This window comes from Streptomyces gottesmaniae (genome assembly GCF_031845845.1).
GTDB classification, from domain to species: domain Bacteria; phylum Actinomycetota; class Actinomycetes; order Streptomycetales; family Streptomycetaceae; genus Streptomyces; species Streptomyces akebiae.
Genome location: NZ_JAVRFJ010000006.1, coordinates 180,723 through 197,956, shown reverse-complemented (window position 1 = coordinate 197,956; position 17,234 = coordinate 180,723). Strand labels below are relative to the sequence as shown.

The 17,234-nt window shown below is 68.4% G+C and carries 12 protein-coding genes and 2 pseudogenes; 7 read left to right on the top strand and 7 right to left on the bottom strand.

The window, feature by feature from the left end:
* Positions 1–186: 186 nt before the first annotated feature.
* The 4 genes and pseudogenes from RM704_RS09640 to RM704_RS09625 all read left to right on the top strand — a co-directional run.
* A pseudogene (locus RM704_RS09640) lies at positions 187–360 on the top strand (transporter); the annotation flags it as partial.
* Positions 361–727: 367 nt separating this feature from the next.
* Entirely contained in the window at positions 728–1,660 is a 933-nt protein-coding gene (locus RM704_RS09635; RefSeq protein WP_311590486.1) for a site-specific integrase, read from the top strand.
* The gene (locus RM704_RS09630; RefSeq protein ID WP_311590485.1) at positions 1,657–4,356 is read left to right on the top strand and encodes a tyrosine-type recombinase/integrase; all 2,700 of its coding nucleotides are present in this window, start codon (positions 1,657–1,659) and stop codon (positions 4,354–4,356) included. Before RM704_RS09635 ends, RM704_RS09630 begins: the two co-directional genes overlap by 4 nt.
* Positions 4,277–4,864 (top strand): DUF6262 family protein, encoded by a 588-nt coding sequence (locus tag RM704_RS09625; RefSeq protein ID WP_033528450.1) that lies wholly within the window; start codon positions 4,277–4,279, stop codon positions 4,862–4,864. The genes RM704_RS09630 and RM704_RS09625 overlap by 80 nt, the downstream gene beginning before the upstream one ends.
* Before the next feature lie 364 nt (positions 4,865–5,228).
* Here RM704_RS09625 and RM704_RS09620 read toward each other — a convergent pair whose 3' ends face one another.
* Both RM704_RS09620 and RM704_RS09615 read right to left on the bottom strand, forming a co-directional pair.
* Positions 5,229–6,140 (bottom strand): hypothetical protein, encoded by a 912-nt coding sequence (locus RM704_RS09620; protein WP_052146138.1) that lies wholly within the window; start codon positions 6,138–6,140, stop codon positions 5,229–5,231.
* Between the two features lie 193 nt (positions 6,141–6,333).
* Entirely contained in the window at positions 6,334–7,455 is a 1,122-nt protein-coding gene (locus tag RM704_RS09615) for a S1 family peptidase (protein WP_052146139.1), read from the bottom strand.
* A gap of 663 nt (positions 7,456–8,118) precedes the next feature.
* Between RM704_RS09615 and RM704_RS09610 the strand changes: the two are divergent.
* Positions 8,119–8,799, top strand: a pseudogene (locus RM704_RS09610) (DUF5655 domain-containing protein); the annotation flags it as partial.
* Positions 8,800–9,016: 217 nt separating this feature from the next.
* Here the strand turns inward: RM704_RS09610 and ligD are convergent.
* Complete coding sequence (gene ligD, locus RM704_RS09605; RefSeq protein WP_033528452.1) at positions 9,017–9,991, bottom strand: non-homologous end-joining DNA ligase; 975 nt, start codon at positions 9,989–9,991, stop codon at positions 9,017–9,019.
* A gap of 185 nt (positions 9,992–10,176) precedes the next feature.
* Between ligD and RM704_RS09600 the strand changes: the two genes are divergently transcribed.
* Positions 10,177–12,036: a protein kinase family protein gene (locus RM704_RS09600; protein ID WP_033528453.1), complete on the top strand. Its 1,860-nt coding sequence runs from the start codon at positions 10,177–10,179 to the stop codon at positions 12,034–12,036.
* Here RM704_RS09600 and RM704_RS09595 read toward each other — a convergent pair.
* On the bottom strand, positions 12,033–12,407 hold the full coding sequence (locus RM704_RS09595; RefSeq protein ID WP_311590484.1) for a hypothetical protein: 375 nt from the start codon (positions 12,405–12,407) through the stop codon (positions 12,033–12,035). The two genes, RM704_RS09600 and RM704_RS09595, sit on opposite strands and share 4 nt — an antisense overlap.
* Positions 12,408–12,679: 272 nt before the next feature.
* Between RM704_RS09595 and RM704_RS09590 the strand changes: the two genes are divergently transcribed.
* Positions 12,680–12,892, top strand: a complete 213-nt coding sequence (locus RM704_RS09590; RefSeq protein ID WP_157856715.1) for a hypothetical protein — start codon at positions 12,680–12,682, stop codon at positions 12,890–12,892.
* 209 nt (positions 12,893–13,101) lie between these two features.
* On the opposite strand, the gene RM704_RS09585 is transcribed toward RM704_RS09590, so the two are convergent.
* From RM704_RS09585 to RM704_RS09575, 3 genes are read right to left on the bottom strand one after another with little or no spacing between them, the layout of a single operon-like run.
* Positions 13,102–15,141 (bottom strand): DUF3732 domain-containing protein, encoded by a 2,040-nt coding sequence (locus tag RM704_RS09585; RefSeq protein WP_202808139.1) that lies wholly within the window; start codon positions 15,139–15,141, stop codon positions 13,102–13,104.
* Complete coding sequence (locus tag RM704_RS09580; RefSeq protein WP_033528458.1) at positions 15,081–15,557, bottom strand: three component ABC system middle component; 477 nt, start codon at positions 15,555–15,557, stop codon at positions 15,081–15,083. Before RM704_RS09580 ends, RM704_RS09585 begins: the two co-directional genes overlap by 61 nt.
* Positions 15,550–16,755, bottom strand: a complete 1,206-nt coding sequence (locus RM704_RS09575) for an ABC-three component system protein (protein WP_033528459.1) — start codon at positions 16,753–16,755, stop codon at positions 15,550–15,552. Before RM704_RS09575 ends, RM704_RS09580 begins: the two co-directional genes overlap by 8 nt.
* Positions 16,756–17,234 lie beyond the last annotated feature (479 nt).

Sequence of the window (17,234 nt, the reverse complement as noted above, 5' to 3'; positions counted from 1 at the left end):
GGACGCTTAACTTGCCAACTGAGGCGCTCCGCGGCTCGGACGTCTTCTCACACCATCTTCGCAGGTCCGAAGCCTCTCGCGGAAACAATCTTGTCCCCATTCGGCGTTGGTGATCTCCGAGTCGAGGGGGGGAAGGCGTCGGGCCTGAAGCTGTTCTGCACGACGAATAGCGGCGTGACTGAGGTCATGCCGCGTCTTGCTGCGGTCGAGGCGGATGTGCAGGACCTCGTCGAGGCGCACATGGAGGCGATGCTGGGCGTCAGGTTCCTCGCGAGCGAGTACGTGATCGACTGTGTCGACGGCGGCCGTATCGACTCGCTCGGGCTGGACGAGAACGGCGCTCCTGTGATCGTGGAGTTTACCGACCGCCCGTAGTCCTGCCCGTGATGTCCGTCTGGGACTGTGACCAGCACGTCCTGGGTTTGTTTACCGACCGTGTCTGGGACGTCTGTCATGTTCTGGAGTCGGTACGGAGGACGAGTGGCACGGCATGTGGTGGTCGGGGACTTGCGGGTCCAGCGGATCGAGCGGAAGGACGGGCGGCGGTCGTGGACGATCGTGTGGCCCGAGGGGATGGTCCATGCGGAGGCCGACCGGTTCCTGCGTCTGCATGATGGTTCGGGAACGCAGAGGACGTACGCGTATCTGCTGGTGGAACACCTGCGGTGGCTGGAGCGGGAGTGCCTGGCCTTCGCCGCAGTCCAACTGCGGGAACCTGGAACGGTATATGGGCATGGTCGGAGCCGAGGTCCGCATGCCGCTCGGCGAACCGTGGCGGGTCGGCAAGCGCCCATACGGCCGGTCCGCGTTGTCGATCGCGGCGGCTTGTCTGAAGGGCTTCTACCTGCATCAGTCCTCCCTCGGCATCAACGGCGAACTCGGCAAGAAGCTCGATAAGTCGCGGCTGCCGTCGCGGGTGGACCGGCGGCGTTCGTTCCTCGGGCATGTGAAGTCGTCGCTGCCCACCAACGCGCTGGCGCCGAAGGGGCCGCATCGCCGGCATCCGAAGATGCTTCCGGACGGTGCCCGGGAGAGGCTGCTGGAGACGGTGAGCGCCGCCCGGGACCGGCTGGTGGTCACCTGGCTCGCCGACGGCGGGCTTCGCGTCGGCGAGCTGTGCGGGCTGCACCTGGTCGACCTGCACTTGCGCGAGAACGCGGCCTGCGGCGAGTGCCGCGCCCCTCACCTGCACGTCTGTCACCGGCCCGGCAATCCGAACCAGGCCGAGGCCAAGAGTAAGTACCCCTGGCGGGTCGAGCACGGCATCGTGACCGGTGGGTTGATCAAACGGGTCAGCCCGGCGATGGTGCATACCTACTTCGAGTACATCACCACCGAGTACCCGCGCGGCGTCGGGCACGGCATGCTCCTGGTTCAGCTGCACGGCGCCGATGCCGGGCAGCCGTGGGCGCCGGTTGGGGCCAGGCGGATGCTGGGCCGGGCCGGGAAGCGCACTGGTCTGGGGCTGGTGAAACCCCATGCCTTCCGGCACTCGTTTACTTCCGCGGTTCTCGACGCCGCCGACGGCAACCTGTTGATCGCCCGGGATGCCGGCGGCTGGGCCTCGGCCGCGATGGGCGATGAGGTCTACGGACATATCGATGTCCACGACCCGGTCTTCGACGCCGCCCTGCGCACGGTCTGGGGTGAGACGAAGTGACGGCGCCGTCGTTGCTGCCGCAGCAGGATGCCCGCACGGGACGGGACCGGCTGGAGGTACTCACCGCGCTGATCAGCGGGCCCGAGTTCGACCCGGCGCTGCGCGGCGGGGTGCTGAAGATCCCCCCGACGCACCCGGTCTATCCGTGGAGCTGTACGGTCGTCGATTGCGCGCGGTCCCGCTGGCGGCGCTATGCGATGTGCTCGGTGCACGCCGGGCAGTGGCAGGAGGCGGAGGCGCGCGGCATGAGCCGCGCTCAGTTCCTGCGAACCGCGGAGCCGCTGTCGGCCACGGAGATGCCGGAGGCGATGATGTGCCGGATCTGCCCACAGCGGCCGGCGTTCAGCCTGCAGCTGGTGCTGTGCTTTCGGCCCCGCAACCGGTGGCTGAGCCACCTGAAGCGGCACCCCGGCGGGGGCGAGGGGGAGTTCGAGCGGTGGCTGGCCGACCAGCCGTCGCTGCCGGGCTACGGCGAGTGCCGCGCGGACGTGTGCGACGAACTGGCCGCCTCGCCGCTGGGGTTGTGCGGCGCGCACGAGCGCGGCTACATCCGGGCCGGGCGACCGGGCGGGGCGAAACTACCGAAGAACTTCTTCGCGACCTACGAGCGCCGTGATCGCCCCGTCCCAGTGATCTGTGGAGACGCGGTCGCCTTCCGCGCCTGGTGCCGCGCACAGCTGCCGGTGCACCGCACCGGAACGGTCAACCTGCGCGGGCTGCGGCCCCTGCTGCAGGCCGAGGTGCAGTGGGGCATGCATGTCCACGGCCTGCAGCCCGTCGCCGTGTGCCACCTGACGTGGATCCAGTCACTCGCGGACGAGTGCCAGCGCCGCGACGTGAACTCCCTGGCCGGCCTGGAGGCGTCCGTCTTCCGCCGCGCCTACCACCAGCGCATGGTCCAGGAGATGCAACAGGCCCTGCGGAAGATCTACTTCACCCCCTCCGACACCCGAGACGCCGGCTACATCGAGACCGAGCACTTCGGGGTGCGCTTCCCGCACCGCTCCAGCTACGTCGACCTGACCTGCATCTCCCAGCGGTGGCTGCGCGACCTCTTGTGGGACCACATCGCCGACGTGCTGCGCTCGCCCACCTGCCCGCGCAGCGCCCAGCCGGTGGACTTCGTGCGCCGCGCCGGCGCCGAACTGTCCGCGTTCTTGGAAGCGGAGACACCGGGCGGCGGCCACGACCCCACGGTGCTGCGAGGCGAGCACGTCCACCGCTTCGTCGCGGACCTGCGCAACCGCGAACGCCTCGGCCTGGCCTTCCGCGGCCAGGCCCGCCTGGACGGCAAAAGGGCGAAAGTCACCGAGAACTCGCGCCGGCTGGTGTTCAACTACGGCCGGGCCCTGCTGCGCGGCGCGCTGGACAGCGGCAGCGGCGAGCAGACCGGTCTGGACCGCGCCTTCATCGCCGCCATGCCGGCCGGCGGCCCGGGCACGCCCCGCAGCCGCAACCCCTTCCCCGACGAAGTCGCCCGGGCGCTTGCGGACGAGGCCAACCTGCAGCAGCTCGCCGCCGGCTACGACCCGCACGACCGGGGCCTGAGGGATATGTGGGAGACCATCATCGTCACCGGCCGGCGCGCCAGCGAGGTCATCCAGCTCCGGCTGGACTGCGTCGGCCGCTACGGCGGGCTGCCCCTGCTCTGGCATGACCAGACCAAGGTCGGCAACCTGAACGCGGCCGTCCGCATCCCCGACCATCTCCTGGACCGGCTCGAAGAACGCCGCCAAAAGACCTTGGCCCACTACGCCGACCGGCACGCCGGCCGCCCGCCCACTCCCGCCGAGCGCGCCCATCTGGCCCTGTTCCCCACCGACATCCTCAACCCCGACGGCCGCCGCGCCTTGTCCTACACCTGGTTCCACACCGGCTTCCGCAGCTGGCTCGCCGAGCTCGACCTCGGCGGTCACTACGTCGCCCACCAGGCCCGACATACGCTGGCCACCCGGCTGCTACGGCACGGCGCGAGCCTGACGCACATCCGCCGCTACCTCGGCCAGGTCTCTGACCGCATGGCCGAGCACTACGTCCACCTGACCCAATCGGACCTGGACAACGTCCTCCAACACGTCTGGGTCGCCGGACCCGGCGCCGCCCACCCCGGCAAACTCCTCACCAGCGACACCACCCCGCTCACCCGCGAGCAGGCCCAGGCCCTGGCCATCGACCTGTCCCGCCGCAGCACCCCCGCGGAGGGTGGGTTCTGCACCTTCCAGCCCGTCGTCGAGGGCGGCGCCTGCCCCTTCAGCCTCGACTGCCACAACTGTGACAGGTCGTCCTGTCCGGCGCGGACCTGCTCTACTGGCGTCGCAAGCGCGAGCAGTGGCTGCTGCTGGCCGAGGGTGCCCCGGACGACGCCACCGCCGACTACCTCCATCGCTACTTCGAGCCCACCGCCCGCGCCATCGACGGCCTGGAAAGGGCCCTGGCCGGCCTTGGCCTCCTCGACGACGCCCTCGCCCTGGACCTGCGCAAACCCCAGGACTACTTCCACCGCGTGTGGTCCACCGCCTTCCGCACCGCCGACCTCGCCGACGCGGGCAGCGACGAGCAGGACGAGTACAGCGATACATGCACAGCCGAGGGAGACGACCCCGAACAGGAAGCCGCATGAACACCGCCGCCATTCCCGCACCCCGCACCGCGGCGGCCCTGGCCGCCCGCCGCCGCAAGACCGAAGTCGCCCTTGAGCGCGTCCACCAGGCCATCGCCCGGCTCCGACGCGAGAAAGCCCAGATCAGTGTCGCCGCCGTCGCCCGCCGAGCGGGCGTCTCGCGCACTTTCCTCTACGACAACGTCGAGGCCAGAGCCGCGGTCGCCGCAGCGATTACGCAGGCCGGCGAACACCAATCCGGCACGCTCGCTGAACAGGGCGACGAACGCGAGGCGACGTGGCGCGAACGCGCCCTGAACTCCGAGGACGCCCTCAAGGCCGCCCACACCGAGATCCTCACCCAGCGCACTCGGATTGGCGAACTCCTGGGCCAGATACGGGACTTGCAGGACGAATGGACCGAGGGCGCTATCCAGCGGATCACCACCGAGAACACCACCCTCAAACAGCGCGTCCGCCAGCTCACCACGGACAACCGCACCCTCGACGAACGACTCAAGGCCGCCCGCTCCAACCTCCGCTTCCAGGACCGGCGCGTCGCCGACCTCGAAGCCCGCATAGCCGAACCGGCACCGAAGTCCTGATCCTCCCGCCCAGCCACTTCACGGCCCGTCCTCCCTCCCGGTGGACGGCTCGTGCACTCCGAATACCACCGTCAGCATCACGCTGGCGACAGCGAACGGGCCAGATAACCCTGCTGACCTGCGAAGCCCTCGTGGCTTGCTTGAGCCGGATGCGCTGAAAGGTGCACGTCCGGTCTGAGGGGGCCGGGTCACGGCAACGTGATCCGGCTACCCGACCACAGCCGGGGACGAGGCGCTCATGCTGGAGCGGGCCTACAGTTCGATCTCGATGTCCTCCACGGTGGTGAACTTCCGCCCCCGCTGCTGCTCGGCGGCGACTGCTCCCGAGTGGACGGCGTACATGGAGGGCTGGATGATGTGGCGCTTACGTCCAGCTCGGTGCCGCCCCTTTGGGGTCTCCGAACGGCACTGGTCGACCGGTGAGGGCGTCCAGGAGGAGGCGGTCACCGAGCGGCCGCGACAGTTCGACCCTCACGTTCTGTTCGATCATGTCGGCGGGGCATGTGCCGCTTTCGGCCCCCTTGATGGAGGCGTACAGTACTACGCTCTCATCCGTCTCCAGCGCTTTGACGGTGGGGCCGTCGTTGCAGGATCCGTGAGTGGCCTTCACAGTTATGGAGCGGCCATCTGCCGCCGTTCCGGCCAACCGGGCGATGCTCCTGAGACCACCAGTAGCCCCTTGTGGGGCTTGTCCGATCGGCGGCTTGGGAAGCTTTGAGGGGGTCACGGCGACACGCTTGAGCGGGGTGTCGTAGCTGTCCAGCGTGAACAACCATGCGGGAACGGTTGCGTTGCCGCGGCTTGTCACGATGGTTGTTGTACCGAGACGGGCCCCAGTCACGGTCAGTTGGGGTCCGTCACTGCGGTTAAGGGCGAACGACTGGTATGCCTTCTTTGCCCCGATCAGTGGGCGGGTGAGATCTTTCCCCTTTCCCCAGTCCACCTTCCCGAGGGCGGGGGCTGTGCTGGGCAGATCGCCGCCCAGGACGAAGTTCTTCGTTTCGTAGGCTCGTTCGTCTGCCTTACTGTGCCAGCCGGATTCCGGCTTCTGCACCGCGTCGGCCATCGGGTAGTAGCCCTGCGCCCAGGCATCGGCGGCTGCCGATGCCCGCCAGGCATCGGCTACTTGCCGGGCGCGCTCTTCCTGCATGCGCAGCGACTGATCGTTCGCATGGCCATCGTCTGTGCGCTGATCATTGCCGCAGCCAGCAAGGAGGCTCGCGCTCAGGAGTGATACCAATAGTATGCAGACGGAGCGCTTCGGTTGCGTATTCATGGAGTCCTCTGTGGCGGTCGACGAGGGTTAGGTACGGAACACAAGGGCGCGGGGACTCTTCAGCGTCCAGCGCTGCCCCACTCCCACACCTTCGACGCGGACGGGCGCATCCGGGTTCACTCACGGCCTCTCGCCGCCTGCTGCATCTGCGTTGGCGTCGCAGCGCCGCAGGCAGCGAGAGGCCGTCTGCGGCCTAGTAGACCTTCAGGCCCTCCCAGGAGAGCACCTTGTATACCGGCTCGTAGAAGCTGGAACGGTCCGCTTGGCTGTCGGAATCCCCACATGGCTGGTCGGCATAGCTGCCGCCCGAATTGATGCCCAGCGCCGTCTCGCCGCTGAAGAGGGGTCCTCCGCTGTCGCCATGCACGGTGCAGTTGCTCGCCTCGACCATGTTGGTGAGGGTGGTGCCGTCGGTGTAGGTGACCGTCGCGTTCGTCGCCAGCACCATGCCCACCAGGTCCTGGCTCATGGTCCCCACGCGCTTCACCTTCTCTCCCTCGAACGCGGAGGCGGAACGCGAGATCTGCCCTTCCGAGCCGTCCCTGTACTGGATCGTTCCGTACGGCGCGACGTCGCTGTTGCTGTACTCCACCACTCCGTAGTCGGACTGATTCACGTCGTTGCCGTAGGCCCAGTCGATGGCCCTTCCGAGGGGAATGTCCCCGCTGCTGCGGCGCCAGGTGACAGCGCCTCCCTCCATGCAATGGCCGGCGGTAAGCATGTACTTCTTACCGCTGGAATTCTGCACGTTGAATCCGGCCGAGCACGTCTTGGTCCAGTTTGTCCCGCCTGACGTGAAATCCGATTTAATGCCGAGGCCGCCGCGCATGGCGTACGCGGTCGATTCGATCTTGCCGGAGTGTTCGGTTATGTCGACCGCGTCCCCGAATCCGGAAACGGCCTCCTCAATTCGAGTCCTGTCGGCGTCGGAGACCCCGTCGTAGATCTTTACGTTTACCCGGTTGCTGCTCTGGTCGATACTCCAGGCAGTGTTGGGTATCCCCGCCAGTTGATCCAGTTCCGCCTTGGCGGAGCTGAGCTCGGCCGCGCTGTGTGGGACGACCTCCGCTGCCGCCCCAGCGCTTCGCACGGTTTCTGCCGCGGCCTGATCGGTAACGGCGACAACGAGTCGTTCGTCCTGGTAGTAGGTGCCGGCTGTGCGCTTGTTGCCCAGCTGATCGGCGATCGCCGCCACCTCCGCCGGATCGGTGAGCGGTGCCGGCGCTGCCTGGGCGGTGGTAAGTGTGGTCAGCGTGAGAACCCCGCCGACCGCCGCCGCTACGATCCCTCGGTACGCGTGATGACGTCTTCGCATGTATGCCCCCCTGCTTGTCGAAGTTGGATTGCGCTCCCTGTGATCGACGTGCTCGGGCGAGACTCACGACAGCAGGTGACCGAGCGGTGAATTAGACATGACAATTCCGCTGGCTGATCACGTTTGGCTTGAATCCACAGGCTGCGGGCCGGAAAGTCCCCAAGGAAAAGCGTCTTGGCCTCACCGCCTACGTATGAATCAGAGCGTGGTGGTGAACCATGCTGTAGCTCGATGATCTGTGGCTTTCCTGTCCCGTCCTGTGCCCGGCCTATGACCCGCGCCCGCCGGTCTGGCAGCCCGGGATGGACGCTCAGTCCCTGCCCGGGGCCTACCGACAGGTGTTCGCGGCGGTCGTGGCTGCTGCGGGACCGGTGTCCGCGCAGGAGCTGACGCGCGTGCTGGGCCGGGACGCGTCGCGGTTGGGGTGCGTTTCTTCTGGAGGGACTAGAAATACCTGGTCAGCACCTTGCGTCTGCGACAAGCGCGGCACAGGAGGTCGCGCCGAGTTCCCAGTACCGACCACGTCCGTGCTGGTCGGCAGCGAGGTCCCTCAAGAAGAAGCGCACCCGAGCCCCAACAACGGCCACAACTCCCCGTGGCGGACATGTGGTCTATGAGTCGTCGCAGTTCAGAGCCGGTTCGCGAGCTCCTGCGGTCGGTAAAATTGAATACAAGCGCGGTACCGACGCAGGGGTGGTCAACCAGGACCTGTACTACATGGCGTGGCTGATGGCGCACAAGGATGCTTTCCGGCAGTTGGTCCGCGAAGGGCTCGGGGTGTCGGCCGCGTCGCAGGTGCTGTGGAGCGCGCCGCGGTTGATCTGTGTCGCCGGTGGCTTCACCCGGTACGACGTGCATGCCGTGCGCGAGCACCGGCACAGCATTGATCTGGTCCGCTACAGGTTCTTCGGCAGTGGCAGGGACCTTGTCGGGCTGGAGACCGTGGCCTCGGCCACCGGGCAGCCGCATGTGCGGAGGCGTGCTCGCCGCCGCACGGTCACGCTCCAGTTGGCCCAGAGGCGCACAGGGGCCATGGCGGAGCTGGCCGAGGCTGCCGACGGGGTGCTTCTCGGGCTCGGGGACGGTGTCACCCGTGTCCAGCGCAAGCAGTACGCGGCCTATCAGCGGCTGCGGAACTTCGCCTGCGTCATCCCGCCGCAGCAGACCAAGGTGCTGGTCTACCTCAAGGCCGACCCCAAGGAGGTGGACCTCGTGCCCGGGTTCACCCGGGACGTGACGGGTCTGGGCCACCACGGCACGGGCGACCTGGAGGTGCAACTGCGCACCGAGCGGGACTTGGAGCGTGCTCAGGACCTGTTCCGGCTCAGTTACGCCGCGGCGTAGAGCCTCCACGGAGACGAAGAGGGCAGGGCGAGCTGTCCGGTGGTGAGTTGGCGGCAGTTGTCCTTTCGTCGTGGCGGTTCCGGCAGTGGCGGTGGATCAACAATGGTGCGGCGGAGTCCCGGTTTCGGTAGCCGGGACTCCGCCGCCGTCGCCCACCATCAGGAAGCGCGACACCTCAACATGCGCGCCTACCGGTCGCAACCTCCAGGACACACTTCTACGAGCGGTTGGGCTCAGGCGAGTCGTCAGGGGCGAGATCGGGGCGGAGCCGGTGCCAGGAGGGGTGGCGCAGGTATCCGGCGCGGGTGCGGGTGGTGTAGGTGATCTCGGCGACGAGGCGGGGCAGGACCCAGCGGGCTCCGGGCACCTTGGGGGCGGGGGTGAAGGGGCAGGTGGTCCAGGCGGCCACCGCGAGAAGGTCGGCGAGCCGACGGCGTTCGCGGTCGCTCCAGCCGGTGCCGACCGATCCGATGTAGCGCAGCGGGCCGTCGCGGAACTCGCCGAGGAGGACGGCGCCGGGCAGTCCGGCCAGCCGGCCGGTGCCGGGCACCCAGCCGCCGATGACGGCATCGGCGGTCCGCACATTTTTGATCTTGAGCCAGTCGGGGGAACGTACGCCCGGCCGGTAGGGCGACGTGAGCCGCTTCGCGATCACGCCCTCCAGCCCGGCTTCCCGAGTCGCCCGAAGTGCGCTTTCGGCGTGGTCGACGACGGCCGCGGGCACCGACCAGGCCGGGCCGTGCAGGCCGAGGCCGGTCAGGCTCTGGCGGCGTTCGGTCCAGGGCCGGCTGGTGAGGTCCCGGCCATCGAGGTAGAGCACGTCGAACACCACCAGGTGCACGGGTACCCGCAGTGCCAGGCGGGCGGCGTGGTCGGGGCTGTGCGCCAGGCCCATGCGGGACTGGAGGAGTTCGAAGTCGGGGCGGCCGTCCGCGTCTGTGGCGATGATCTCCCCGTCCAGCACCGCCGACCGGCCGCCGAGCGCGGCGGGCAGGCCGTGCAGCTCGGGGTAGGCGGCGGTGACCGTGTGCCCGCCCCGGGAGCGGATCGAGACCGTGCCGTCGCCGGGCAAGAAGGCCAAGGCGCGCTGGCCGTCCTGCTTGGTCTCCACCGCCCACCGGTCGTCGCCGCCGGGCAGCGGCAGATTCCCGGCGGAGGCGAGCATGGGTGCGAGGACGGGAAGCGGGTCCATGGGCCAGGTGTGGCCGCAGTCGTGCGCAGTGTCACCTGGGCAGCCGGACATTCCCCCGGACAGCCCCGCCACCAGCGCTGCAGATCACCTGCGGACGAGCCTGCGGGGTAACTCTGCTGTCCATCAGGGCCGGTCAGTGATACGAACGCGCAGACCGCCCTTGGGACCGAGGGGGAATCAGCACGTTGGAGCAGGAACGCGAGCTGTTGGTCGCATACGGCCAGTGGCGCAGGAACGACACTGCCTCGGCCGAGGAGCAGCTGGAGCAGCTGGGCGACATCGTGGCGGCGCTGTTGGTGCGGTCTGTGCCAGCGGACTCCATGCATCTGTACAAGCTCGGTGACACAGGCGCGCGGGCAATGGCATACGAGTTCCAGGGCCGGGAGTTCCTCCTCGTCCTTGCCGGACATCAGGAACCAGCGTGGGGCGGCGTGCTCGCGCACGCAGTGGGAGCGGCCCGTGGTGCTTCCTGGGCAGTGCTGTGCTGGTCCGAGGAGCAGGCGGACCACGAGCTTCTTCACAAGAACGGTGACCGTGGCACAGTCCTCGACCGAACCCATCTGGAAGCGGCGGTCGCCGGTCTGTCTCCGCTGGCCGCCCTAGTGCGCACAGCCCTGCGCCGACGGAAGCCGCATGTGCCGTTGGCCGAGTTGCTCGGCGTCGGCGCCCCGGAGCCGCAGGAATCGGACCTGACGCCGCTGGCACGCCGGATGTCCCCCCTGTCGGTGGAGACCAAGGCCTGGGCGGGGGCAAGTGCCGAGGTACTTCTCGCCGGACGGGCTCAGTCCGAACGGTCCAGCGGTCTGGCCGCTCTGCCCGACGAGCGCGTGCTGATCACCTGCTCCGACGGGCTGCTGGAGGGGGATACCGGCAGCGGTCAGGCTCGCCGGTGCCTGCTCCTGCCCGGGTGCCACGGCGATGCTCTGGTGCGCAGGGACGGCGCCATCCTGGTGATGTGCAGCTCCGCGCTGGTGCGCTGGCATGAAGGACGTCTACGGGTGGTCGCCGGAGCGTTCGAAGAGGGGGCAGTACTGCTGCCCGGGCCGGACGACGAACCGTGGGTATTGTCCGGGTACGGCGCCACCTTCGGCGCCGGTGAGGGGACCCTTGCGCTCACCCGTGCCGGGGAAACGGTCGGCGACCAGCTGCGCTACCCGATCACCTTCAACGCCGCAGTGCGCTCGGCTCTCTGGCTGGACGGCCGCCGGTTCTTCCTCGCCGCGCAAGGGCACAGCGCCGTGGTGCATCTGGCGCGCACGACGGACGCCGGGCAGCGCGAGGATTGGATCGAGACCCCCGTGCACTACCCGGCACACGTACTGCACGCTGGCATCGGCAGCGTGCTGTGCGCGTCGCCCGACCGAGGTGAAGGCGGCGTCGCCATACACCGCACCAACTTCCTCAGCCGCACGAGCGAGCGCCTGGTACACATGCGGCTCGCAGAGGTCTTCGGCCTCGCCCAGGCTCCTGACAGCGGATCCGCCTACCTGCTTACCTCGCTGCCCTCGAACGACGTCGAGAACCCGACCCCGGTCCTGCTACGGATCACGGGCCACCGCCCCGAGGTCTCCCCCTCCACGCCCGAGCCCGCGTCGACGCCGGCGGTCCGCCGCTACGACGTGGTGAGCCGATCGGCCCGCGGCGAGCGCGACGACTACCGTCTGGAACCGCGCCCCTTGGCCCCGCCTGGCGGCCAAGGGGAGGTCTTCCCGGCCACCCACAAGCCCTCGGGTACGGTCGTTGCCTTCAAACTGCGCAAGGGCTTGTTCAAGCAGCGAGGCATCCGACGTATGCATCGCGAAGTGGAGATCGCCCAGCGGCTGGGCGCCAACCCCCACGTCATGGCCGTACTCGACTTCGATCCCGGCTACGAATGGTTCGTCATGCCGAAGGCCGACGACAACGTCGAGGACAGACGTATCGAGCTGCAGGAACCGGGCCAGCTGCGGGCCATGGTGGAGGCCGTCGCCGCCGGCCTGGCCGACGCGCATCAGCACGGCTGGATCCACCGGGACATCAAGAGATCGACGCCTTCCGCGCCCTAGTCGATCGCGAGACCGGCTACCAGGACGAGCTTCCCATCCTCCGTGCGCAGCGCCTCCTCGAGGATGCCAACCAACGCGGCGACACCGCCGCAGCCGCCCAACTCCTCGGCGTCGCCGCCGACCAGCCTGGCTCCTACGAGCTTTACCTCGACGCGGTCACCAAGCTCGACGTCCCCGCCGCCAAGACCGCACTGCTCGCCAACCCCCAGCAGACGACCGCCGTACTCCAGGCCCTGACGGCGCACGCGGTCGGCGACCGAGGCCACTGGGCAAGCCGAGAGGAAGCCGCCCGCACCATCTGGTGGCTCCTCGACGTCGCCCGCCTCGCAGCCGAACAGAATCAGTGGCCGATGCTCGACGCCGCCGTCCAAGGGATCTGCGACTGGGACGGCCGCTGGGACAGGTGGGATCCGCGCAGCTCTATCCGGGAGTGGCTGCGCACCCTGACCGGCCAGGCCGCAGCCACCGTCGCCTCCGCGCTCCGCGCCCAGCCGTACGGCGCACGCCACTCCCACCCCCTTAGAAGCCTCCGCGACCTGCTAAAACGCGGTTTGCGATCTTGTTTCCCCTGTCGTGATTCTTGAGCCGTGCCGAGGCGCCCGGCGCACCCACATCACGACAACGGGAGGAAGGTTTCACCGTGTTGACGCACATCGCAGAGCTAGCCCAGATCGTTCCCGCCATGCTCGGGCTCCTCTGGCTCGTCGCTCTCGCGTCCAATCCGATCGCCCCGTGCGGTCCGTCTGCCAAGCACCCCGCGAAGACCATCACCGAGCACCTGCGCGCCATGGCCAACCACGCCCGGGCGGTGGCGGTGCTGATCGCCCGGAAGTCCGGCGCTGGGGGCGACAAGTAGATCGTGCCCCGGCGGCAGGCGCCATCCGCCGGGGCACCTCGCATGGGGGGCACGAGGTTCCGCATCGATTGGCCGGTGAGCGGCCATGGCGCGCAGGAGCCTGGCCTACACCACGATCCGGGCCGCCTCATCCCGGGCGAAGCCTGCTCGCAGAAGGCCCCCGCCGACGCGATCTGATGCTGCCCGGCCGGGTGCCGACCCTTCACCCGTTATCCGGCGTGCTCATCAATCCAGTCTTGGGGAATGAGAGCGTCTCCGTTCCGCCAGTTGTAGCGGACGCAGTCCTGGTACCACTGGTCGGGCAGGTTGGCGTGATCGCTGACGATGAGTTGGAAGTCGGGGGCGAGGTCGCTGGTGAAGCGGTACATCAGCTCGAACATGCCGTGGACGGTGTTGCGGTCGGCGTCGGAGCGGATGAGGTCGGTGCTACCGCTGTCTTTGGCGACTTCGGAGGGGTAGAAGGGCTGGGTGATCTGGTCCAGCAGGAGCATTCGGGGCACGGGTCGCTGGTGGAGGGTGAAGTAGCGGTGCAGGGCCAGGTGGGCGACGAGGTGGTAGCCGACCCAGTTCTCGCCGCTGCCGATGCGCAGCAGCGGGACGATGCCGTGGTCGGAGTCGGCGAGGACGGTCAGCTTGCGTACGTCGAGGCGGATGCTGCGTGCGCTGTGCTCGAGGTTGAGTTCCTGGGCGTAGGCGGTCATGTCGGTGCTGATGTAGTTGAGAGCGTGATCGAGCCGATCCTGCATGGCGTCGGTGTCGAGTTCGGCTTCGAGGTCCTCGACTTGGGCCTGCGCGAACGCTGCGGCCGAGCGCAACTGAAGGAGGCTGCCTTCGTAGTCGTCTCCGGTGTCCGGGAGCTGACTGAGGTGGGCGTCGATCCGGCCGCGCAGGAAGGCTTGTTCTTCCGCCTGGGCGCGGAAGCGGGTCCGGCTGGCTTCCAGTTCGGCCAGTGAGTTGAGAGCTCCTTCGATTCCACGGAGTTCTTCACGGGCAGTGTCGGCCTGGTCGGCGAGCTCGCGCAGTGTCTGCTCGCGCCGGGGCCGCACCGTGCGCACGGAGGTGAGCTGGCCGCGCAGATCGTTCAGGGTCTGATGCATGTCTTCGACCGCGTGGTCGGGCTGGGGCAGCTGCGATCCGCACAGCGGGCACGCTGTGTCTTCAGCGCGCGGGCCGATGTCTGCGGGAAGCAGGTCGACGGCGTGCAGGCGTGAGATGCCGCGCTGTACCACCTGGGTGTAGCTGTCTTCCGCGGCTTCCTGCCGTATGAGGAACTGCCGCTGTTCGCTGATCTCGCTCAGCTGGGCACGCAGTTGGGTGCGGCGCTCTTGCAGCGCAGCGGTGCGCTCTACGTGGGAGGGCTCCTCGCCGGTTGTCGGCGGTGGGAAGCGGACCGCTTCGCGCAGGGCGTCGAGCAGCGCCTCGCGACTGTCGAACTCTTCGCCGGGCGATATCAGTCCTGCCGTGCGGGCTTGGGCCAGCAGCAGGTGCAGGTGGGCGTCGATGTCGCCGTCGGCGGTCTCGGCCACCTTCAGGTCCTGCTGCCGGCGCCGCAGCAGGCGCCGGGCGGCCGTCAGGTCGTGCTGCTGTTGTGCCTGGTCCTCACCGACCGCGCCGAGGAAGTACGGCAGGGTGGAGGTCAGCCGTGCTCCTCCGTCGCGTTCGCCTTGCCGGTGGAAGAGAATGCTGCGGGTGGTGATCTCGTCCTGGTTCTGCAGGCACAACGGCACCGCGTGCCCGAGGTGTACTGCGAAGGGCGTCTGCAGGCTCCCAGGTTGGGGTTCGCTGCGGACGTCACCCAGACCGATCCTCAGCCCGAGTTGCTGGCGCAGTTCGTCGGAGTCGCAGTTGTTCGCGAGCCTCTCGTAGGGCAGCTGCTGCAGGGCGGATCCGAATTCGAGCATCGCTGTGGAGATGGACTTCCTGCCCTTGGCGGGGAGCCGGCGTGCCACGAACGCCCGGGTGTCGGGCAACTGGAGCAGCACGGCCACCCATTCGACGGTCCTGGTGATCGGGCCGACCGAGACGGGGGCATCGTCCCGCCCCAGGCAGAAGTCGACGATGTCCAGGACGATGCTTTTCCCGGTCCGTGAACTGCCCGTGATGATGTTGAGCTCGCCGAGCCGGAACGTCAGCTCGCGGACCTTGCCGCTCTTGCTGTAAAGGATCAGAGACCGAAGCTGCACGGTGATCAGACTCTCACGCCTAGTAGCGCCAGGAGGGTGGAAGGCTGATCTACGGTCGCCGCCCATTTGCCCACCAGGCGAGCCGCCTTCAACAGCTCCTGCAGCTCCCCTTCGGCACGCCGCGTGGACCAGGGCACGGCGTGCACGGCCCCGCCCTCCACCTGGATCAGGCTGTGGCGCAGAGCAAAACGCAGCCCTTCGCGGAGCACGGGCAACGTCGAGTCCACCCTAAGGCCGAAGCCCGCGAGCAGGGCGGGATTGCGTCCCGCCCAGGTCGGCAGGTGCGTCCTGATGCTGGACGGTAGCGCTTCACGCGTGGACCGGTGCAGCACCAGCACGGGAAGGATCAGCGCCAGCGGCCAGACCATCGCCCGCCCTCGCTTGAGCTCGTACTCCTGAGCCATCACGGCCTGCACCGCACCCACCACCGCCGGATTCAAGAATGCGGCGAAGGCCTGCGGCCGCTGCGCACGGCTAAGCATGTACGGCCCCGACGGTCAGTGCCTGGACCCGCTGCAGGAACTCGGGATGCCATCCCACCCGGGCTTCATCCGCCAGGCAGTGGTGCTGGCCGCGGTGAAAGAAAACCTGGTCGTACTGATCCCGAATCTTGACCGTGACGCTGTCCAGCACCTGCCACAGCAGCTCTTCGCCCGCGTCCTGCCGGTCCTGCTCGCTCGCATCCGCCGGCAGCCGTCGGACCATGCGGGCAAAGAGCCTCTCCCACTCGTCGACCAAGTCGGCCTGATAGCGGCCCAGTTCGTCCAAGCCGATCAGGTCGTTGTCCGCCCAGGCCACTGCCTGGTTGTAGGCCCGGTAGTAGTCCATCATCGCCTTCTCCAGCTCGGGCCGGCCGAGGTTGACCCACCGCAGCTGATGGACGAAGTACCTCTCGCTGTAGTCCGCCCCCTCCCGCTGGGCGGCCTGCCAGTCGCTCCGCTCCACCAGGGTGGGAAGCCGGTCGGCGGCGTAGTCGTCCCGGATCTGCTCCACCCGCCGATGCACCGCCCCCACGGAGACACTCGTCCGGCGCTTCTGCAGCATCTCGACGACCTGGTCGTACCACCACGCCCACAACTGCTCCATGAACGACGCCTGCGGACCGTCACCGGATGGAATGGCGAACAGCAGCCGCTTCCGCACAGCCCCATCGAGGTCGTCGATGCCGAGCGTGCCGTCAATTACGCGCATGCGCTGAACGAACGTCGCGCGCTCACTGGCCGACAGGGCGAGAAAGCGTGCCCGGGCCTCAGCGGTCTCCTTCGACTTCGAATCTGCCGCGGCCGTCTCGAGCCGTCGCAGAGCCATACCAGGCTCCCGACTCGCGCTGCGCAACGCAGCCGCCGCCGAACCGTCGCGCGCGTGCTGGGTGGTGACCAGCGTCAGCCACGGCCCGTCGCCATCACCGGGATCATGGGTGTCCATCCACGACCGGATCGTGCGCCACAGATCGTCATCCCGATCGCCCAACGTACGGGTCGATCGTTGGTGGAGCTTGGTCTGCAGCAGGTCGACAGGACGGCCAGCCACCTCCCACGCCACGTCGTCGTGCAACTCAAGGCTGATCGCTCCATCAGGTCGTTCGGATGACCCCCGTAACAGCTCCAACAGCGCCCACTTCGCCTGGTACAGATAGCCCAGAGCGGAGGCTGACGCGTCGTGAGATACCTGAGAGGCCATGATCCAGTTTCCTCACGTACCACGGACCGTGTCTAGCCGTTTGCATGCAGTGGATGTCCGTGAGCTTGCATGGCCGCAGTGCCCAGCGTGGCGATTGGAGGACGGCACGCGGCGATACCGAGCCGCTGGCCCGTGGGGCTGCCACGGGGCTGGGCACCGCGGGCGGCGCAGCCCGCTGACCGCAGCACGCCCCTGTGGGCCGGGCCGGTGGAGGCGTTCCAGCAGGAGGCAGGCGTCGTCGCCAACCTGACGTCAGCCGACGGCACGAGCGCGGGCAGGGGGTGGCGCTCGATCCCGCCGGCGTCCGCCGGCGGGAGGTCGTGAGCGTCCGACGAGCAGGTCGAGCCGGTCGAGAGCGGGCTGTTCGGCGAGCAGCCGCGGCGCCCCGGGCGATCTGGCTGACACGCTCGGCTTTGAGCGCGCACGCCTCTGCGATGTGCAGCAGATGGGAGAGGCGCTCGGGGTTGGACCTGACGTCA